18 protein-coding genes are annotated in these 20056 nt (G+C 45.9%); all 18 read right to left on the reverse strand.

The window, feature by feature from the left end:
* Window positions 1-129 precede the first annotated feature (129 nt).
* On the reverse strand, window positions 130-648 hold the full coding sequence (locus OP864_RS04995) for a hypothetical protein (RefSeq protein ID WP_270100189.1): 519 nt from the start codon (window positions 646-648) through the stop codon (window positions 130-132).
* Window positions 581-922 (reverse strand): hypothetical protein, encoded by a 342-nt coding sequence (locus tag OP864_RS05000; protein ID WP_270100190.1) that lies wholly within the window; start codon window positions 920-922, stop codon window positions 581-583. Before OP864_RS05000 ends, OP864_RS04995 begins: the two co-directional genes overlap by 68 nt.
* A gap of 389 nt (window positions 923-1311) precedes the next feature.
* Window positions 1312-5082 (reverse strand): baseplate J/gp47 family protein, encoded by a 3771-nt coding sequence (locus OP864_RS05005; RefSeq protein WP_270100191.1) that lies wholly within the window; start codon window positions 5080-5082, stop codon window positions 1312-1314.
* 67 nt (window positions 5083-5149) lie between these two features.
* A complete protein-coding gene (locus OP864_RS05010) occupies window positions 5150-5566 on the reverse strand; it encodes a GPW/gp25 family protein (protein ID WP_015691689.1) in 417 nt (138 codons plus the stop codon).
* Between the two features lie 193 nt (window positions 5567-5759).
* Complete coding sequence (locus OP864_RS05015) at window positions 5760-6050, reverse strand: PAAR domain-containing protein (RefSeq protein WP_002657733.1); 291 nt, start codon at window positions 6048-6050, stop codon at window positions 5760-5762.
* Window positions 6051-6071: 21 nt separating this feature from the next.
* Window positions 6072-7916, reverse strand: a complete 1845-nt coding sequence (gene vgrG / locus OP864_RS05020; protein ID WP_270100192.1) for a type VI secretion system tip protein VgrG — start codon at window positions 7914-7916, stop codon at window positions 6072-6074.
* A 36-nt stretch (window positions 7917-7952) separates the two neighbouring features.
* Window positions 7953-8141 (reverse strand): DUF5908 family protein, encoded by a 189-nt coding sequence (locus OP864_RS05025; RefSeq protein ID WP_270100193.1) that lies wholly within the window; start codon window positions 8139-8141, stop codon window positions 7953-7955.
* A gap of 174 nt (window positions 8142-8315) precedes the next feature.
* On the reverse strand, window positions 8316-9005 hold the full coding sequence (locus tag OP864_RS05030; RefSeq protein WP_270100194.1) for a phage tail protein: 690 nt from the start codon (window positions 9003-9005) through the stop codon (window positions 8316-8318).
* Between the two features lie 60 nt (window positions 9006-9065).
* Window positions 9066-9524 (reverse strand): phage tail protein, encoded by a 459-nt coding sequence (locus OP864_RS05035; RefSeq protein WP_002657740.1) that lies wholly within the window; start codon window positions 9522-9524, stop codon window positions 9066-9068.
* Window positions 9525-9772: 248 nt separating this feature from the next.
* A complete protein-coding gene (locus tag OP864_RS05040) occupies window positions 9773-10228 on the reverse strand; it encodes a phage tail protein (RefSeq protein WP_002657742.1) in 456 nt (151 codons plus the stop codon).
* A 112-nt stretch (window positions 10229-10340) separates the two neighbouring features.
* Window positions 10341-11834, reverse strand: coding sequence for a phage tail sheath family protein (locus tag OP864_RS05045; protein ID WP_270100195.1), 1494 nt, complete (start codon window positions 11832-11834; stop codon window positions 10341-10343).
* A 55-nt stretch (window positions 11835-11889) separates the two neighbouring features.
* On the reverse strand, window positions 11890-13017 hold the full coding sequence (locus OP864_RS05050) for a hypothetical protein (RefSeq protein ID WP_270100196.1): 1128 nt from the start codon (window positions 13015-13017) through the stop codon (window positions 11890-11892).
* A gap of 429 nt (window positions 13018-13446) precedes the next feature.
* Window positions 13447-14007 carry a Pvc16 family protein gene (locus OP864_RS05055; protein ID WP_015691696.1) on the reverse strand — a complete coding sequence of 187 codons (561 nt, stop codon included), beginning with the start codon at window positions 14005-14007 and terminating at the stop codon, window positions 13447-13449.
* A gap of 5 nt (window positions 14008-14012) precedes the next feature.
* The gene (locus OP864_RS05060; RefSeq protein WP_270100197.1) at window positions 14013-14270 is read right to left on the reverse strand and encodes a hypothetical protein; all 258 of its coding nucleotides are present in this window, start codon (window positions 14268-14270) and stop codon (window positions 14013-14015) included.
* 220 nt (window positions 14271-14490) lie between these two features.
* A complete protein-coding gene (locus tag OP864_RS05065) occupies window positions 14491-14679 on the reverse strand; it encodes a hypothetical protein (RefSeq protein ID WP_270100198.1) in 189 nt (62 codons plus the stop codon).
* 6 nt (window positions 14680-14685) lie between these two features.
* Complete coding sequence (locus OP864_RS05070) at window positions 14686-16668, reverse strand: glycosyl hydrolase family 18 protein (protein WP_270100199.1); 1983 nt, start codon at window positions 16666-16668, stop codon at window positions 14686-14688.
* Between the two features lie 45 nt (window positions 16669-16713).
* Window positions 16714-18600 carry a glycoside hydrolase family 18 protein gene (locus tag OP864_RS05075; RefSeq protein ID WP_270100200.1) on the reverse strand — a complete coding sequence of 629 codons (1887 nt, stop codon included), beginning with the start codon at window positions 18598-18600 and terminating at the stop codon, window positions 16714-16716.
* Between the two features lie 37 nt (window positions 18601-18637).
* The gene (locus OP864_RS05080) at window positions 18638-19678 is read right to left on the reverse strand and encodes a hypothetical protein (protein WP_270100201.1); all 1041 of its coding nucleotides are present in this window, start codon (window positions 19676-19678) and stop codon (window positions 18638-18640) included.
* Window positions 19679-20056: the final 378 nt, after the last annotated feature.

Consider the following 20056-nt stretch of genomic DNA (forward strand, 5'->3'; position numbering starts at 1 on the left):
TACGGCCACTGCTGCACATCGCTAGGCCTGCGGCCCTTCGGGCCTGTAGAAGACAGCGCCCAAGCTAGGGCCAAAAAAAGAGCCACTGAATATATATTCAGTGGCTCTTTTCTATAGGACAACAAAGCCTTATTCATCGGCATCATCGTCTAAATTCATGGCTGTAGATTGGCCCTTAGGCATCATACTCGTATCATCCCAGAGCTTAGATACCCAAAAGCGAAGCACCGCCTGTTTCTTTTCTTCTTTATCCAGATAACCATAATTTCCAGCTGTTTTTGCTTCTAGTCGGAAATTAGTCTCTGAGCCCGTCCAACGGAAGCTGATTTTCCGCCAAAGCAAACCATAACTCGCCTTTACATGCTTGACCACTCCTTGGCCATAAGTAGCCGTGGCAATTGCATAAGTAAGGGCATATTTAGCTCTTTTCTTTCGGCCAGCAGCATGGGCAATAATTTCAAAAGCCTGAACGCCCTCCAAATCTGAAACGATAGGGTGCCAGCGGCCATCGGCGGGGATTTCTCCTTGAATAAAAGTGCCGACTCGACCATTTGCTCCAAGCATGCCATTCACCTCTAGCTTAAAGTTGGGCAAGCTGGTCCCAATACCTACATTCCCCCCCCTTTCGCAAGAAAAGAAGGGTTTCATTTTCGCTATCATTAAAGCTGAGCCCTTCACTATGTGGAGTGGGATTCATCGAGATGCTAAAAGAGGCCTGAGGGTCTCGGATGCTTTCATAGAAGCTCATCAAGCGCTTATTTGGGCCTTGAGTGGCCAACATAAGGCCCTCAGTCGAACTTTGAGAGAAACCGTCATCTACCTTATTGACGGTAGAGTCGATAAGGTCGGCAAAGTTCACTTCTGTGGGGACCATGCCCCTTTTGAACAGATTTTTGAGTGTGCTACGCGTGAGTAAAGCCATTGAGTTGGATACTTTAACTTAAATGGAAAGGCGGGTGAATGCCATCAAATTTAAAAAATTGTTTGGAAAAGGCGCAGTCAAAACGATTTTATAATTTAGATTTTCTTAATAACGCCTTTATTTATTGTTTTTTAGGGCTTGGCGAGGCGGCGCAGCCGCCTGCGAGCGCAGCGAGCCATGGCCCAGCGCTGCGGAGTGGGTGGCCGAAGGCCAGACCGAAGCGCTGCAAGCGCTGAAGGGCCGAGCGAATAGCGAGCCCCGCAGCATAGCGGCGGCCGCCCCGCTATAAAGGGCGGCCGCGGGCCCCAAAAAATGGACCTTGTAGCACTAAAAAAGGCCCAAAAGTGCGTGGACTTCTGGGCCTGATCAGTTATGTTTTACACGATTGTTTAATCGTCTAGTTCACGCTCTTCGGTCATTACAAAGTCGCCATCGAGCATCATATTGTCTAGGCCAGCTTTGGCAGGAGACTGGAAAGCCACCTCGTCGAGGAGATAAAGTGGGTTTTTCTCGAAAGGAATGAGGACCGACCAAGGCGTGGTAGCCTTGAGCAAGGGCGAAGAAGAGGTATCGATAGCCGTATCGCCTACATCGAAGCCTTCGCCACTGGGGAAGACCTGAACGGCAGAAAACTTAGTGACAAAATCGACATACTCTCTTTTTTCGATAAAGCTAAGGAGAACATCCTTGGCGATAGTACCGCCCAGTTCGAGTTCTCTTTGGCCGCCATACATCCAGGGGCAGACAAAGTCCATAATATCCTTATTCAACTTTTTGAGGAAGGTACCGTTGTTCATGCCTTTTTGGAAGCGCAAACCGCCGGCCACTTTTACTCTTTCGTAGATAGGATTACGGAGTTTGATCTCGACAAAAGGCGAAGCTAGGGGGATGAGATAATCTCGGATAGCCTCTAGGGTAGCGTTATTCACCATGGGGAGGCGGCCTTGGTGAGAGGCCTTAATTCTGGGTACGACCACGAGGACCACCTGTCCTTTTTCGACAAACTCTTCATTGCCGATATGCGTTACGCATTTCACTTGGAAAATATCGGGAAACTGGTCGAGGACCAGGCGTTCATAATCCCAAGCAGAGACGGCTCTACCTTTATGGCGGAGGCGTTCGCTACTGCGGGTATAGAATTCCTTTTTATTTTCGCCGGGTCGGCCTTCAAAAGAGCCAAAAGGTTGTTGGACCGATCGGATTTGGACCAATGGGCTGGCCAAATTTTTAATTTTATTGGCGGGCAGTTTTTCTTCCAAGTGTTTCACCTCCTCTTCGGGGTTTCCGGCCCAGGTAGCCGAAATGGCTTGGGTAGAGAGGTGTAAAACGGTAGGCATACGGCTAGCGTCGCCACGGAGAGAGGCGCGCAGCCAGAACTTTCCTTTATCGAAGATGGTATTATTATCTGAAATATCTCTGGGGATATCGAAGGTGATAATACCGGAGTTATTAAAGAAATTGGTGGTATCGTTTAGGATTTGGGTTTGAGAAAACTCCTTCCATTCGTCATTAACGAGGAAGCTCCAAACGATTTCGGCCTGTTTGGCTTCGCTACTACGGCCCTTCATCATAGAGAAATAGTCTTGATTCTCTTTGAGTTCGAAGTAGATAGAGAGCGTAGCGGGTGGGTTAAAATCCTTGATTCCGAGGAAGAGGTAAGCATCTTCATCGTAGGCGGGCAACAAAGTGGGTTTAATTGGGCGGCCTTGAGAGAAATTGCGCATCACACCGAAGGGGTGGATATGGAACAGCTCTTCGACCACACCGCCAGAGCTATTTACGGTACCGATAGACATGATATTGACTTGGGCCGTAGCGGTATAGTCAATGCTCATATTTCGGATAACGGGAGTAAAAGGTTGGTTGGGGAGTTTCTTTTTCTCCTTAGTTTTGGGGTCTGCATTATGGGCAGCCACATCGGCGTAAAGATTTGGAAACTCATCGTGGGCGAAAGCAGAGGGCGGGTTAGTCAATTCCATGCGGAAATAGCCGGTTTGCGTTTCGCTGGTATAAGTATCAATCTGTTTGAGATTGGCCTGTGGTTCTAGGTCAAAGAGTTTGAGATCGATATTATCTAGGCAAGTAGCATTACTAATGCCATGCACATTATCTTCATCTTGTTCGAAGAGGAAATACTCCTTGACATTATTCTTATTTTCGGGGAAGAACTCTCCTTCTCGGAGGGCCGACAATTTGATTCGGTAATCTTCATTGCGGATACCGAGGCCATACTCTCGATAATAGCCACGGAGGCCTTTTGTATTATCGGGTAGATTATGCCAATTGATATTGATTTTGAGGTTGGTCAATTCCTTTTTGAAAAGCTCGGTTTTTCCGATAAGGAGATAAGAGCCTAGCTTAGGCGTGGGGCCAAAAGCTTGGAAAGGGATACTGCCTTCTAGTTGGCCGTATTCATTACTTAGGTTTAGGCGTTTGATTCCTTTGACCTCAACATCAATGTTAATGCGTTCTAGGCTTAGCTCTTTAAGGAAAGAGTAAGAATAGGTTACATTTTCATTTTGGTGAAGGACCTTCATCACGGGAAGGCTAGTATCGAAATCGGGGCCTAAGACATCGGCATTATAGCCCACGATAGCGGGGGCATTGGCGGATACGGTAGCGAGCAGGCTAAACTCGGGAATATTCCAGTTTTCTGGGGGAAGGAGTTCGCAGCTTTTAGCTTCGATCCAACCTTCTTCTCCAGAGAGGACTAATTTTAGGCTATTTTTAAAGACCTTAGAGAAGGCATCTTCTTTAGATAGGCCTTGATTTCGGCTAATATCCTTAATCAGAAGATTTAGGGTATACATAGAAGACTTATCGAATCGCATGCGCAACTTGATACTACGGTGGCCTTCTTCCATTTCGAGAATAGGGGCGGCCATAGCCCAGCCTACTTCGGCATAGACCATTTGGCGTTCATCGGAAGCTTTTTCGAGTAATTCTTCTCCGAAGGCGGGCCATTCCTCTTCATTATTGATAAAGCGTTTGCCTAGGCCATCTCTAGAGTTGGCTACAGGGGCGGCATACATATTTGTGATAAGGCGATAAGAGCTCCCGATACCGATTTTGGGGTTTTTGCTCACAAAAAGCGTCTTCACTGCATCCACTTTAGCTTGGTTCAGTTCGATGCCATAATCGGTTTTATAGCGGATGGGTTTACCATCTTCATCGACGCCAGCATCTAGAAGGGTGCCTGCGGGGAGGAAAAAGCTATCAATATGTTTGGCCAGGTTAAAATAGACATTTACCTGATCGGGTTGCAAGCCTCTTTCCTGCATTTTAAGCACATCGTAATAATAGAAATCGAGATGCTTTTCGGTGAGAGTATTGAGGTGGTCCTGATTATGTTTAAAGAGTTTCACGAAAGCGATAAAGAGCGCCAAATCGGGGCGGTGATCATCTTTTTCTTTGAGTGATTTCTCTAGATATTTTGGTGCTTCTTGTACGATATAAGAGAGCACGCTATAGAAGGTCCGGAACTGTAGTCGGATCTTCTTGGTATAATCTTGAATTTTGAAGTTAGCTCGAGGGTCTTCTACTTCGATAGCGCGAGCAGAGAGCAACTTTTTGGAGGGGAACCAGATGCTATGAAAATGCTCTTCGATTTCGTTGGGGCTATAGATGCCTGTTTGGTGAAACTCGAGGAAGCGATCTTGTTCTAGGAGTTCGATTAAGTTAGAAGAGAGTTGCTGTTTGATTGCGTTCTCTAATTCGTTCTCTAGTTCATCGGTATCGCCGGGTTGCAGCGTATTCATTTTGAGGGCATGCACATACCAGTCGTTAAACTGTTTGGCCATATCGAACACCTGCGTATAGAGGGCCTTAAGCGCATCTAGGCGGCCTGCGGTACGGGCGGCATTTTCTAGCTCGGTAATATATTTGGCGTGTTCCTGCTCAATTTTTTTAAGATCGGTAGCGATAATAGAGGCCAAGAAAACCGAGAGGTCATTGCGCAAAAAGCGCGACCAATCTCCTGCGGGGGAGTTTGTTTGGTCATAAAACTGGACCATTTCGGCATATTTGGCAGAAAAGGCGAGGAGGTCACTAGTAGAGCGTTCATCTACCTTAATATATTCTGGGATGAGAGCTTTGAGCAATCGTTGGCTCTGCGTTACGCCATTCCAGGACAGGCTAGATTTATTCTTTTTGGTACTCATGCTAAGGTGCGCTTAAGAGATGGTTATTGTTGTTCTGATAGTGATAGTAGTGGGGGTCTAAAGGAAACTAGAGTTCGGTACCTTCTGCGAGATAGAAGGGATAGACCATATTATTACGAGCATTCACGCCCTTAATTTCATAGACCACATTAACATTAACTCGGCCACGGAGCTGCTCGCTTTCGTCTACATCTACAGAGATGAGGCGGATACGGGGTTCGTGGTAGAGAATAGCGGTAGTGATGAGATCTTGAATTCGAATTCGGGTAGCGTTATTGATACTTTGAAAAGCTTGGCTATGGATATCGCAACCATAGCTAGGGTTCATGATTCGTTCGCCGGGGAGAGTAGAGAGAAGAATATTAAGGGATTCCTTAATATCTTCTTCATCTTGAGACATCACAATTCCGCGGGTAGAGTCGCTAAAGCGGGGCGGGAAGCTCCAGCCTGAGCCTAAAAATGATTTTTGGATATCGTCTGACATGCTTAAAAATTTCTTATCGTCTAAAAATTGGGATCAACTATTTATCTTAAGTGCGGAGCGGGCAGTTGTATTGGCCTAGCGCTGCGGAAGGGGGGGCCGAAGGGCCAGACCGAAGCCCGCAGGGCTAAAGGGCCGAGCAGGCTTGCGAGCCCTGTAGCATAGCGCCGCAGCTTTGCTGCGGAGGCCCCAAAAACTACCCAATCAATACAGTAGGAGCACCAGCAACTACAGCACCGCCATGGCCACAAGAGTCGCCAATACGGGCAGCGGGTTTCCCCTCAATCATGACCGTTCCAGAGCCAGAGGCAATCGAATCGCCTGCGCAAGCACAGACGGCAGAATCGCCAAGGCGGGCAGCAGGAATTCCGGTAACCATGACGGTACCGGCACCGCTAACAATGGGTCCACCCACATGAGGTGAAGGACCGGGGCAAACGGCGGGGCAAACGTGCATATCGCCAATTCGAGCAGAGGGCATTCCCATAACTTATTGATTTTAATACTTTTAATTAATCTTTACTACACCACCTTTGACTTCGCAAAGTCCGCCCCCTTCCAATTTGGCCGAGGCAGAACCCTTGAGTTCCATAGTGGTAGAGCCTTCCCCTTTAACGGCTAGGGCCTTAATAGAGAAGTTGGCGACCGCCTCCATTTTGGTATCGGACTTTGATTTAGTCTCGATGTTAATGTCGGCCTCCATTTTAATATTTTTCTTGGCTTTAACGACAAAGTCGCCATCGGTCTCGAAGAGAATCCCGTTCTTATCCATCAACATTTTGTTGACGTTTACGGGGTCTTCAATCAGGATCGTATCTTCATCATCATTGAGCTCGATAATCATCTTATCTTCCGTAATGATCTTGACAATATTTTTGCCTGGATCATCCTGAAGTTCAATCCGGGTTTTCCCCTTATTGATAGAAATCGCCTTAAAGATGTTGGGGTCTGCGGGAATATGCGTTTCCTCGGTCGTGATTCCTCTGCCGCTACTATACATAGAGCCCAGAATGACCGGATAGGTGGGGTCTGAGTTGAAAAAGCCAACCACCACCTCATCCCCTACTTCGGGATAGAAAACAAAACCGCAATCTTCGGTAGCATAATAATGCGCCATACGGGCCCAAACGCCCTCTCCAGCTTGGTCATCAATAATAGGGATATTGATGAGGACGCGGAATTCGCCATCGGGATCCGAGTCAATTTGCTTGACCACCCCATGCTGAAGCCCATGAATAGCGGGCAACATTCCGCCTGCGGGCCGAGAGCTAGCCGTAATATTAGCTTCCATATAAGGTTGGGGATCCATGCCCAAGCCCACCTCGGTCAACCATTGGCCTTTCATGACCGTATGGCGAATTCGGCTAACATAAGCATCGCCAACAAAGCGAGTTCCAAAGCCAAATAGCTCAATCGTTTTACCCAATTCCGCCTTAGCAGAACCATAAAATTTGAGGCTCCCTCGGATGCGAGAAAGATGTCCTCTTTGGTAAACCGAATCGGCCCAAGACTGGATCACATCCTTAGTGACCGGCGGAGTTGTTTTGACCGTATTCTTCGGTTCAATCACTGCGCCCAGCTTTCCAGGATCCAAATCGCCCTGAGCATTTACAGAAGGTTTGGCCCCATCGGCCGTAACAATGGCCAAATCGGTATGGCTCCAACAAGTAGCGCCCACCTCCGTATATTGGTAAGTCGAATCGATATTCATATCCATCTCCACCAAATCATTTCCATAAGAAATGACCAGTTCAGACTTTTCGCTCACCGTAGGTTTCTTAATCGTAATTTCGCCATCATTGATAATGGTCACCAAGCTATTCACATCGGCCCGAGACTGAATAAAATCCCAGTCCGTACTCCAATACTGAATCAGTTTTTTGTGTGTGCCCGAAGTCCCTTCCACATCTGCAGAAAGTCCAGCTTCACTCACCACAGCCGAAATAATATCCGAGTCGGCCTGATCATAAAACACCTTGTTTTTACGGCCAACCGTTAGCTTGAGCGCCTCATCCTTACACTTGAGTACCAAAGCGGCACCACTATAATTAGACTGCTTAATACCGTGCTCCACCAAGATCCCCTTATAAAGAGTTTCCTCCTTACCTGGGCCATATCCCGCTTTCACTTCTACCTCCTTGCCCGGCTCAAACATGGCATCTTCAGAGGTAGGAAACTTTTGCTCCCGAGTATCTCCGTCCTTGAGTGTAATACGAGCATAAGGAATTTTATTCAGCTCCTTAACAATATCTACACTCTCCACGACCATTGTTTTAGGCACCTCAGTTCCATCAATCAGTACAAGTACCGACAGATAGCCTTCGCCCATGCCTTTTACTGGAGAATCTGCCATTTTTCTTTATTTATCTTCTAGTTAATTGAGTCAATTCTATCGATTCATTTTGTACTCCCAAGCTTCCATTGCTCGGCGCACCGCTTCCTGAATCAAGATTTCTTTATCTTTTTCGGTCATGCCTTTCCCCTGTTCCTTTCCATCTCCTTTTCCCTGACCTTTGCCCCCACCATTTTCTGCATTCACATTAGTGTTGACATTCATTTCTTTTACTGTTACTGCCATAAGCTCTATATTTTTTTGCTGTTTTTAAGCCAGTTTTTTGGGGGCCTGCGGGCTTCGCCCGCCGCTATGTTGCAGGGCTCGCAAGCCTGCTCGGCCCTTCGCAAAAGCTTCGCTTTTGCTCGGTCTGGCCCTGCGGGCCACCCTTCCACAGCGCTAGGCCAAAAACGGCTTCGCTTAATGGGCCACCACCTTAGAGAAAGCGTAAGAAAGTTCAATTTCTTGGACCAGCAAATCCTCTGAAGTAGAGTTGAGCGAGCTCAAGCTCATTTTAGAGGGATAAGCAAAATTAAACTCCATAGAAATCAAAATTTGCGGCTTTCCAGATTTTGTCAAGTTTGGGTGCATTACATTTACCTGTACCCCCTTGAGCTTAATCTGCTCATTCCAAGAAGCCATGGCCTCAAAACTTTCTTCACACCATTTGGTCCAAGGATCCGAGCTTTTAATGACATCTGGGCGCACCAAGCGCTTTAGCGTAATGGCCGAGTTTTTCATTTTATCGGGTAAGTCAATTGGATAATTATATCCCCCCTCATTATACGTCTTCTTTCCCTCCAAACCAATCTCCAAACCACTCACCTCAATAAAGGAGTTATGAATATTGGTATCGCCAGGAGTAGGTAAGCCATTGGCTCCGCCACCGTCTATCTTATTGATTGCCTTTTTCATCATTCCTCCAATCATTCCTCCTACAAAGGTATCTACAGCCCCTTTAGCAACTCCCGCCAAAAAGCTATTCCCTTCATGCTTCTGATCATACATCTGCACATCAAAATAAAAGGCAGGAATGGGCGAGGTCGTTTTTTCGTCCTCTTTCATGACTTCATCTAAGAAGCGCTCAAATGGGCTAATGGTATTATTCATATCTTATTGGGATTATCTACAGCGATTGGTCTAAAAGTTAATGTGCTAAGCGGTTTTATCCTAACCGCCCACCTCCGTTTCAAAATGACGGAAGGCAAACTCCATTTCTTCTACTGCCACCTCATTTTCAGATTCGGCATCAAAGTTAGAGGGAATATATTTTGTGATAAAGGCCTTTTCGAGTCGCCAGATAAACTGCGTCTCCATATTGTGGTCCAAAAGGTGGATTTCAATAGTTCGGCGAGAAGTATACTCTCGACTCACCGCCACCTGGTCAAACAATCGGCTCATTTGATCATCTTGAGAAAACGATCCTTTTTTAAGGGTAATGCGGCTGTATTGTAACATACCAGGCATGCGCTCCTTTCCAAAAAAGGGAGAATTACCATCTCGGTACTCAATCACCCCAATTTCTGCCTCCAAGCCATCTACAGTTTGAAAAGACATTTCAATTGGACCAATAAACACCCGAAAGCTAAAGCGCGTTAGGGGCCAAGTCATTGTGGAATCTGAACTCATAACATCTATTTTTAAGAAAGCGGCTACCCAAGTTAACTAGCTAAATACTAGGGCCAAGGCAAAGTTTTTTTGGGCCTATGCCCTGAAAATAGCGCTTAGCGATACTGCCTTTCATTATCAAGCAGTTAAGACCTGCTATAAGTTAAGCGCTTTAGGCTACTAAATTAAAGAAAAAATCTTAATAGCACAAAAAAAACCTAGCAGGTTTTTACCTGCCAGGTTTATTTTATTGCTAAGCTAAATTAAGCTTATGCAGTTTCCATAGTCCACTCTTCGCAGCAGAACTCAAGTTCTTCGATAGCGACTTCAGAGTCAGCTTCTGCGTCAAAAGGAGTAGGAGTAAACTTAGTAACGAAAGCGTTGAGTAGCGTCCAAGTGAAAACGATCTCATCAGCTTCATTCATCAAGTGAATGATTACAGTGCGGCGCTCAGTGTGTTGGTGGTCAACTGAAAGCTCTTTGTACCACTGATAGAGGTAGTCATCGCTCTGGAAAGTACCCTTCTTCAAGGTGATGTTGCTATAAGACATCAAACCGGGACGCTTAGTCTTGTAGAAGTTGGTAGAGTTACCTGCGCGGTACTCCATTACAGAAATCTCAGTCTCAAGACCTTCGATTGTCTGGAAGCCCAAAGTGTTGGGGATATTGTCAATCTCGATAGAGAAATAAAACTTAGGCAGTGGCCATTCTGTTGTTGCAGACATGATATATGGCGTTTAAAAGTATGATCTAAATTTAAAATGTTGATGCTCTCTCGTTTGAGCCCAAGAGAAAGGCTAAATGCTTTAGATGTCATCTCTAAGTTAAGCGCAAAGCTTACTCAGCACCACCGGGCATTTTTTGCTGGAAGGTGATAACGATGAATTCAGCAGGACGAGAGATAGCTACTTTCACAGAAACTTTCATGTAACCATCTAGGATATCCTGAGGAGTCATAGTTGTACCCAAACCAACCTCAACTTGGAAAGCCTGATCTTCAGTAGCACCTACCAAAGCACCTGCTTGCCACTGGCTACGCAAGAAAGAACCAATCATTGATTTAACTGCGATCCAAGTGTTAGCGTCATTGGGACGGAATACGAAGGGCTCACAAGCGAACTTCACAGACTGCTCCAACATGATCATAGTACGACGTACGTTGATGTAGCGCCAGTCTTGGCTGTTACCGTCTAGCGTACGAGCACCCCATACCAAAGTACCTTTTCCAACGAAAGGACGGATAGCGTTGATTGCTTTACCGCTCAAAGGCAAGTTCAAGTCTTCTTGCTCAGTAGCAGAAATGTTCACAGTAGGTCCAGTTACAGAAGAAACTGATACGTTAGCAGGAGCTTTGAATACACCTACAGTGCTATCTACCAAAGAGTATAGACCAGCTACAGCGCCAGAAGGAGGCAATACGTTCAACATATCACGCATTTGACCCAATACATCATTGTATACAGGGCTTACAGCCTTCATGATGTTGTGTACAGCAGTTACGTTAGCATCAGCGTCAGCCATCTTAGCGATTTCAGCTTTGATCAACTCACCTTTTTCAGCTTTAACGAAACCAGCAGCTACGTTGTCATCTACTTCTTTGTTAAGCAGTTCAACGAAACCTTCTAGGTTAGCAACGTTAGTGTAGTCAAACTCATCAGCTTGAACAACAGTAGCTTTCAACCAAGGGTAGTAAGCTGCACCGAAGTCTAGGAAGTTGTTGCCATAAGCCTCACGAGCGCGAGTTACAACATCATCATCTAGCATGCTGCGAGATTCGTTACCGTTCCATACGTCAAGGATAGCGAAGCGGCTGCGAGTATCAGCACCACAGTGCTTCAACATAGCTTGCTGTACAGTAGCACAGTCACCTTCTTCCAAAGAGATAGCATCGGGAACTACAAGCAAAGTAGGCTCTTGCTCCTTCAACAAAGCAGTGATACCACCGCCGTTCTCAGCACCCACTAGGGTCTTGGGAGAAACGTCGTCGTTGTATCCACCAACAGAAACGATGTAGCAAGTTCCACCGCCGTTAGCGTAGAACATTTGAAGGCTACGGAACAACATGTAGTTACCGCCATCAACAGAAACGGTGTAGTTGTCGCCTTCAGCATCAACGTTGAAAGTAGTTTTGGGAGCACCACCGAAATAAGATAGGTACTCAACCAAAGAAGTAATGCGCATTGGCGTGTTGGTCAAGTCGCGCTTACCAGCAGCGGCTTTCTCAGTGTGGCCAATGAAAGCAGGGATAGCAGTTCCTACTGCTACAACAGAATTCGAAAAGGCGCTTTTTTCTTCGATATAAACGCCTGGTGTTGCATACTGTTTTGCCATGATTTAATTTATTTTGAAAAGTTTAATTGATTTACAAATTTATTTTGTCATCTGATTACAAATATACAATTATTTCGGAAAATACACCATCCTCAACGTTAAAATCTGTTTTTAATATTGATTTTGCTGAATGATTGGGTAAATCTGTAATCCATTCGATTCCATTTTTGCCTCTTTTGGTCCGTAACTTAAAGCGACTCAGCTGTTTTTCCTTAAAAGGAACAGGCTCTGAAGTTTTGACCAAAACGGCCAGTTCGCCAGAAGGCATAAGTACCTCCTCGGCCTCTTCAAAGTCTACTGTCTCGCCAGCTCGACCATTATCGTAGGCCTCATGTCCTTTGTGCTGCTTATCCTCAGTCATTTCTACTATATAGTAATGCCAAGGTAAAGCCCTAGCTGGAAAATGGATATTATACTCTCTTTTGGGCAACAACTTTCCCTGCTCATCAAAAAAGCGGTAAGGGCTGTCATCCTCCTTATCTATATAAATATCCACCACTCCCCAAATTCCGGCAGTTCCCTCAGGAGCCAAATAAAAAGTATATTCTTCCAAACCATCTAGCTGCAAAATATACTTTCCCGCTGGGGCATCAGGCATGACCACATCTACATGGGCATTTTCACCTTCCTGCTCCAAAAAGAAATAAGACTGGCCCAACTCATCTACTACCTCGATTTCCGCATCCTCCTCTTCATCATCAAATTCGTAGCGGAAAACAGGCCCTTCAAGCGGTAAGCGATCCATCTCAGAAACCAACTCATCATTAGACAAATTGCCCTCCTCATCTTCAATCTTATCTTCGGCCCGATTCGTAAAGTGATAAATATAGTCACCAAACTCATAAGGGAGGCCCGTATAGTTAAGGAAGAAAGCATCTTCTACCTTCATCCAAAAACTCAACTTTAAAGGTTTTTCCAAACTTTCTAAAGCAGGCCCTCCAGAAACTGTCTCGCCATAACCAATCAGCAAATTATTGCCCTCAAAGGCCGTTTTAAGCTGTGTTTGCTTTAGGCGAAAAACCGTATCGGAAGTAGGACTAAGAACTACATCTTTACAGATCTGCTCATCAAAGTAATCGTGCAGTATCGCTATGTTTAATAGCTGATTGTAGCGAGTTTGAATGTTCAGCAGCATATGATGCTCCATCGGATTCCGTCGCCTGCTAAATTTACGTCTCTTCATTAAGCTCTTCTGCTTTAAGTCCCTTAAAATTAGAGAATTTAATTTTGGTCTGCAAAGTTTATTCGCAGTTTTTTTTCATTTTTTTTAATAAAAGCTAAAATTTACGTTGACTTAACATTTTTCGTAGATTCAGCTAATATTATTTTGCCATTAGTTAAGCGACAAAGCCCAACTACAGCCGCCCCCATTTGGCCTAGCGATCTGTAGGGGTGGCCAAAGGCCAGACCGAAGCGCGCAGCGCTGACAACAAGGCTGAAAGCCGCAGTTCGATGACCGAAGGGAATAACGGCCGAGCAACCCGACCAACGGGAGCCGACGCAGCGAAGCAAGTAACAACGAGCCCCGACAACCAGCCTCGAAGAGGCGCCAGTTCGACGACCGAGGGGAGTAAACGTAGCGCCTGCCGAAGGCAGGAGGCCCCAAACCTTCCTAAATCTTGCGAATAGACGGAATTTCTGGCTCGGGCTTCTTATGCTCAATCGGAATTGTTTTGAATCGATAGAGCACCGAAGGCAAATACTTGGCCCCTACCCCATTCCAAACATTAGAAATATCGCGAAAATCTGGCGATACCATTTCGGCAACCAAACGCGTAAGAGTGCCCGAAAGTGCCGGCGTATTTTGCTCATTAAAAACGCCTTGGCGGCTTTGAAAAAAAGCAATGACCGAGCTGACAAACTTAAGGCCCTCCAGATAATTTTCATTGGTAAAATAGGCCGAAAACAACATATATATATTGACTTCAACCGGGGGCGTCACCTTGGTAAAATTCCCTCGCTTATTCGGTTGGTAAGTCGCCGTGCTGCTCTTATTCCGCTCAGCCTCAATGTTAATGATCGTCATCACGATCTTATCGGCCTCTTGCACCGCCATCGAGCCATCGGCATTTACCAAATGCGAAATGATAACCTTATCCTCTAAAATATTGTGTTTAGACTGCAAAAAGCGGTTGAGCTCGCCCACCACAGCCGTGACAACTTTATCAATCATAATCCTTATTCTTCTTCCTCCTCAGGTTCTGGCTGAGTCAGTGTTTTGATAGAAAGCGCAATAAAACGCATAATATAGATGCCCAAAAAGGAGGTAAAATAACCAATCAAGTACATCCAGAATACCCAGTTGCGCTCTATTTCACTCATATTCACCACCTCTCTGGTATAACCAAAGAACCAAAGGAACACCACCGCCATGGGTAGCGAGACGATCAGGGCCACAATTAGCCAAATGAACTCTCTTGCGATTATTTTAAACATGCTCTATTTTTGTTAGCCTCGATATCGTACAAGGTTGTTTTTGATTTTGATTTTTTGGGGCTGCCCCTCCTTTCAGTCGGGTCGGGCTGTGCCGCAGCTCGCAGGTCTGCTCGGCCCTGCGCTTTTTTCGCTTCGCTCAAAAAGCTGGGTCTGGCCTTCGGCCACTGCTATCCATCCCTCAGCCTGCGGCGGCTTCGCCGCCTGCTTGCCGCAAAAGGACCTAAGGCAATCGTTTTTGTTGGCGCTTGAGTAGCATGCTCGCCACCCAAGTTAAGAGACCGCCCAAAATGGTTCCGACCAAGAAAGTGGCCACCCAATTATTGAACAAGCCCAAATTATTGCCGATAAACAAAACAATTGTGGCAAAAAGGACCAAATAGAAAATCCGGAATGCGCCACTGTAAAACATTACATCTCACACCTTCCAATCTAGTAAAGAGAAGGCAAAACCCACAGCCATAAAAAACAGCATGGCCAAAAGGGTCGAGAAGACTACGCCATTGGCTTTCTTAATTTGGTAGGCAATCGTATAATGGATTTTATTGCTCTTAGCCACCTTATAGCGTTCAATTCGCTCCAATTTAGTATTCCAGATCTCTCTAGCGGCAAATTTTTCTTCTAAAGTTCGCCAAAGCTCGGTATAACCATGATCATAGCTGAGAGCCCAAACGGCCACCCCGCCCATTTTCTTTTCTAGCGCAAGGTCCATTTTTAGGCCCAAACTCGTAGAATTATCAAAGTAAATTTCTTTCAAGGGGTTGCCCAGAGTATCTACCAAAACGCCAATCATACTATTGTGCATTTTATCATAGCGCACCTTAAGGCGGTTGGCCCGGGCCAGATTCCGGATTTCAGAATAGGCCATATAGCCTTCAAAGCTCACGCCCTTATCGCCTTCTAGTGCCCAAACTGCACCATGATAAGGCAAGCCAAGGACCAAGCTCGTACTGTGCTTGGCTCCAATTTCCTGAACATAGCGGTCAATGGTTTCCTCCAGACTCTCTTCCAGACTATCCGATTCGGAGATAATACCCTCTAGGCCAGAAAAAAGGTCAAATTCATGAATTTGAATGGTGTCCTGCTCCGGCTCAAACAAAAACATATTGATCGGATTGCGGGCCGCATAATATTTGGCCAGCTCTGCCCGGCAGGCCGTTGCTTTTAGGGCTCGGCGCAAATAAGGATTGTCTCTTAAATCTTGAGTCGCTCGGATAATGCCCAAAACGGTCCCCAAATCATAGGTATTATACTCCAGATTGGTAATTCCAGCTCTGAGGATATACATATTTAAGGTGTCGAGCAACTGCTTCTTATAGCTATCGGTATGTAGTAGGTCAATGCTTTTAATTGCAGAAGAAGTGCGGAGCACCGAATCGAGGCTAATATTTTCTGAGTAGCTCATATAGCTACGCTTCCATTTGGCCTCTGGCTTGAGCAAGGGCGTTAGGGGCACCTTACTTACCCCTGTGGGGCGCAGATGAAAATTATAGGCAGAGACGATAAAAACGTCTACCCAATTTTGCAAAAAGCCTAGGTCATAGACCTTTTCGGGATCGCGTAGCGGCAAGCTCATCGCAATAGTAAAATTGGGGTTCTCTTCTCTTAGGGCAAAAGAAAGCTCTCGGACAAAGTCCTGAAAATCGTCTTTATACTCAATAGGGAGTTCTTCAAAGTTAATTTCTACACCATCGCCACCTGCATAGTTGAGCACCGAAATAAGGCTATCAATTAGGTTGCGTTGGACCACCTTGGCCGAGGTAAAAAAGATTTCGCTACGTTCTCCTCTATGGCAAGAAAGCGTCAGCATAGCTTTACAGCTATCTTTATGAGCTGTTTTTACAAAGTCGCCATTTTTAAACTGATCAATAGCTTCAAAATCTTCATAACCGCCAGTAAAGGGGTTGAGCTTATAGGCGTAAAAAGCGGCATGAGTAAGCAGGCCAAAATTATAGTTATGAAACTTATCGCCAGCCCAGGCGGGATGCCAACCCCAAACCACTAAATTTTGTTTACTGTTAATCTGAGTAGACTGCACATAGACGGCAGGTTCTTGCTCATACATTTCGTCAGCGCCCAAAGGTTTTTCGTATCGAGAGTAGCGGCCCTTAGCCATTACCTTCCGATCAGTTTCCGTAGGCATTCCCCACCAATGGCGGGCTAGCGTTCTGAAACGGGTTTGGCTCAGCTCCAAGACCACCTTATTTTCAATAATGGTATCTTTCTCGCGCAGCTTTTCGAGTCGTTGCAAGCGCAACTCTGAAGAGTCCTCGGCTGTAGGTCTTAGGATTTGGGTGCCGTTTAGCTCACTACCATCTAGCTGTGCCAAGAGCGCAGTAGTTGCCCAGGCAGAACAGAAAAGGAGGAGAAAAACGGTCCGTATATGAGTCCAGATCAACATAAGTCTTAGGAATAAAATCGTCTGAATAAGAAATTGGGGTCTACATTAAGGGGCTTTAGCTTGCTGCTTATCCACCAGATAGATCACGCCATAAGTAAAGAAGCCGCCAATCACAAGGCCGAGCAACAAAATAGAAGCGCCACCACGGAATAGGCCATAATAAGAGCCCACCATAAGCAATAGTGCCGAGAACCAGCCCAAGTAGATCATTCTAAAACGACCATTGGCAAATAGGGCTCTACGCACCTGCTTATTAAAGAGGGCCATGCAAAAGCCTGCAGAGGCAAAAATGGCCCAAAAGAGCAAAACCGCTAAAAGGGTAGCCCCCCAGCTTCTGGCTGCTTTACTGGCTGCGCCTAGCTTTTCATAAGATTCTAGTTTGGGCATTTCTATGGTCGTAAACTCTGAAGAGAGGGTATTCCATACATTATAATAGCCCAAATCGTAGCCCAATGGCCAAACTCCTACGCCAGCCAAGCCCATATCATTGATAAATTGATATTTGAGGCGAAGCGTACGCACATCATCATAGTAGAGTTCGGTACGTTCTATATCGTCAATTTGTAGGGCGCCCCCTACTTTCTTAAAGATCGTATCTTCTTTGGCCCAAACATAAGAGTAGTAGTTAGAGTCAATGCCCACGGCCGTACTATCTCGCATCACAAAATCATTTTGGATTTTGCTATAGGGCACATAGCCTTCTAGATCAAAGCCACGGTTACTACTTTTCCAGAGTGTTCCATAGTTAGGGAGGGCCAAAATGAGTCGGTTGGCCGCATCTCGACCAATAGAGGCAATATAATGCTCTACCGATGAGCGAATATCTTCTTCGCCAGAAGCGGCAGTAAAGTTAAGCGGTGCCCCAGGTTTCTTAATAATTTCGCCCGTTTTGGGGTCATTGTGGTAATCTACGGCCTTAATGATAAAGAAATCGACATGTTCCTTCATTTTGCCCAGATTAAATACCCCTTCAATATCTACAGCTGGAACGCTCATACAAACCGCTAGATCTGGCGAAACGGCCCTTAGCGTAAAAGAGAGTTGTCGAACAAACTTCATGAACTCTATCTGGGCTAAGGCGGGCACATTCTCAAAGTTAATCTCTACCCCATCGGCCTTAGAGGTGTCCATCAGGTAGACAATATTATCAATGAGATTTTGCCTTTGCTTGGCATTTTCGGGAGCCAAAAAGAAGGCATTGTTATCATAGCTATGGCTCGTAATACTAAGCAGCACCTTACAGTCTTTGGCATGAGCGGTGGGCACAATGCCATTATCGGGATCATCGCCCCCCAAAAAGTCATGAATAACGGTAGAGTCTAGCGCTTCTCCAGTATAGGGGTCAATATCGTAGCCATAATAGGCAATGGCCGAAAGCAGGCCATAGTCATAAGTTTTATAGGCGTTGCCATTAAAGTGTGCATGCCAGCCAAAAACAGTGACAAACTGGCTAGCTGTTCCTTTAACTAATTTGGGCACTCGAAACTCAGAGCTATCGATAGCACTAATAGAATCTCTTTGGCGCTCAAACTTGAGTTTAGCGGCTAGGTCGGCATCGCTAGGGGTCATCCACCATTGGGTCAAAAGGTCGATAAAACGCTCTTTGTTGTTGGGGTTTTCAATCTCCCGTTTTGCGTTTTCATCCTCAATCAGTTCTTCTAAGGTAGGGTCATATTCCCGCTCAAAATCTTCTTTTTTGAAAGAGGGCAACTTTTTATACTCATCTGATTTGGTCCGATAAGCATTTTTGACCGTTGTTTTTCGGCTTTCAAACTCATCGCGCAGGGCCCGAGTGGCTTTTTTCTCTAGGGCGTTGCCTCCGCCTTTTTTGGCGGTTTGGATGGCAATACGGCTTTGGCCCCAGCTATTGCTTGCCAAAAACAAGCAACTAATCAGGAGCATTTTAGCCGTTATATGAATGAAAATTCGCATTTGATTCTGCTTTTCAAATTCTCAATGGGGTGTATAGCTAGCCTTCTTCGGCCTTGAATACGGGAATCTTTTTCTGCAAAAAGATTTCTTGTACCCGTTCTCGCTTGATAATCTCCAAGATTTCGGCTCGTTTGAGTTGAAACTTGGCCACCTTGATATAGACCCGGACTCCCGTTACCGTATTGAGGTTTCTGAAGCACATTTTGAGCTGCTTATAGGTACCCGCTTTATAGGCGGGAATCACGCCAAAAGGAGGCGGATTGAGGCCCTGCGTTCCTACATAATTATCATTAGCTCGGGGGTCTTTAAAGTCGTATCGGAGGTTTCGGGCCAAAGAGTTGTTGGCCATAGGGAGGGTTTCGGTTAGGCCTAGGCCGTAGGCCATTAGGGGCTCAGACACCTCGGCGGAAATCCAGCTAAGCTTAGGGTTGGCCTTTAGGTTTTGGTATTCTTGATGGGTCTTATCGCCAATGCCGATCCAGTAGACGGCATATTGATAATCGCCATCGAGTAAGGCTTCGGTGATACAGCTGTCGGCTAGCGATTGATAATCGAGGGCGGGCTGTAGGTCCAGCTGAATTTCAGTAATATCTGGATAGGGAATAGTATCGGGATAGGCGGTGCGCATGGTATCAATAGAGGTCGTGACCATGACATCATCTAGGACCAGAGAGTCTTGGAAAGACATGGCTGGAAATTTATAGATTTGCATCCGAAAGGTCCGGCCCAATAGTCCTCTATTTTTCATCACGAAGTTATGGGTTCCGTCTTTAGAGGCCATAAAAGACTCTCGTTCTAGGCTGCGCACTTTTTTCATACGCATTTTAAATTGGGTACCGGGCAGTTCTACGATGAGGCGGCCCAATTTACGGGCCCCAATAGTCTGCATATCGATAACTATTTGCTCTCCTTGTTTGAGGTCGTAGGAAAGCACCTTTTTTTTCCAGGCGCCCAATTCTACGAGTTCATCAAAGAGGACAATTCGTTCGTCGTAGGAGTTTTGGGCCTGTAGGGGGCTATATAGCAGGCATAATAATAGGGCAAACCACTGCCAATGCAGCTTTTTGGGTATTCTCATATATCCGTAGCATCTAAGGTTCTGAAGCAAATTTGGCAATTAAAAGTATAGTGTGTGGGCCAAAATCTGCTAGTACAAGCCCAAATTAAAGCTTTTTTCAAAATTAACCTTAAAATTCTAGGGCCTTTTCTAAACAAAACCTTAAAGGTCCATCAATCGTCTACCTTTCAAAGTTTTAGGGCCAAATGTTTTCTGGATTTTCTTTTGGGGCTGCCCCAGCCTTTGGCTGGGTCGGGCTGTGTCGCAGCTCGCAGGTCTGCTCGGCCCTGCGGCGGCTTTGCCGCCTGGGTCTGGCCTAAGGGCCACTGCTTTCCATCCCTCAGCCGAGGCGCTGCGCGCCTTGGCAGGCGGCTTTGCCGCCTGCTATATGGAGGGCTG

The organism is Saprospira grandis, from assembly GCF_027594745.1.
GTDB lineage: Bacteria > Bacteroidota > Bacteroidia > Chitinophagales > Saprospiraceae > Saprospira > Saprospira grandis.

Coding starts and splice junctions, on each gene's coding strand:
- OP864_RS04995 (WP_270100189.1), bottom strand. CDS start 648: ATGAAACCCTTCTTTTCTTGCGAAAGGGGGGGGAATGTAGGTATTGGG.
- OP864_RS05000 (WP_270100190.1), bottom strand. CDS start 922: ATGGCTTTACTCACGCGTAGCACACTCAAAAATCTGTTCAAAAGGGGC.
- OP864_RS05005 (WP_270100191.1), bottom strand. CDS start 5,082: ATGAGTACCAAAAAGAATAAATCTAGCCTGTCCTGGAATGGCGTAACG.
- OP864_RS05010 (WP_015691689.1), bottom strand. CDS start 5,566: ATGTCAGACGATATCCAAAAATCATTTTTAGGCTCAGGCTGGAGCTTC.
- OP864_RS05015 (WP_002657733.1), bottom strand. CDS start 6,050: ATGGGAATGCCCTCTGCTCGAATTGGCGATATGCACGTTTGCCCCGCC.
- vgrG (WP_270100192.1), bottom strand. CDS start 7,916: ATGGCAGATTCTCCAGTAAAAGGCATGGGCGAAGGCTATCTGTCGGTA.
- OP864_RS05025 (WP_270100193.1), bottom strand. CDS start 8,141: ATGGCAGTAACAGTAAAAGAAATGAATGTCAACACTAATGTGAATGCA.
- OP864_RS05030 (WP_270100194.1), bottom strand. CDS start 9,005: ATGAATAATACCATTAGCCCATTTGAGCGCTTCTTAGATGAAGTCATG.
- OP864_RS05035 (WP_002657740.1), bottom strand. CDS start 9,524: ATGAGTTCAGATTCCACAATGACTTGGCCCCTAACGCGCTTTAGCTTT.
- OP864_RS05040 (WP_002657742.1), bottom strand. CDS start 10,228: ATGTCTGCAACAACAGAATGGCCACTGCCTAAGTTTTATTTCTCTATC.
- OP864_RS05045 (WP_270100195.1), bottom strand. CDS start 11,834: ATGGCAAAACAGTATGCAACACCAGGCGTTTATATCGAAGAAAAAAGC.
- OP864_RS05050 (WP_270100196.1), bottom strand. CDS start 13,017: ATGAAGAGACGTAAATTTAGCAGGCGACGGAATCCGATGGAGCATCAT.
- OP864_RS05055 (WP_015691696.1), bottom strand. CDS start 14,007: ATGATTGATAAAGTTGTCACGGCTGTGGTGGGCGAGCTCAACCGCTTT.
- OP864_RS05060 (WP_270100197.1), bottom strand. CDS start 14,270: ATGTTTAAAATAATCGCAAGAGAGTTCATTTGGCTAATTGTGGCCCTG.
- OP864_RS05065 (WP_270100198.1), bottom strand. CDS start 14,679: ATGTTTTACAGTGGCGCATTCCGGATTTTCTATTTGGTCCTTTTTGCC.
- OP864_RS05070 (WP_270100199.1), bottom strand. CDS start 16,668: ATGTTGATCTGGACTCATATACGGACCGTTTTTCTCCTCCTTTTCTGT.
- OP864_RS05075 (WP_270100200.1), bottom strand. CDS start 18,600: ATGCGAATTTTCATTCATATAACGGCTAAAATGCTCCTGATTAGTTGC.
- OP864_RS05080 (WP_270100201.1), bottom strand. CDS start 19,678: ATGAGAATACCCAAAAAGCTGCATTGGCAGTGGTTTGCCCTATTATTA.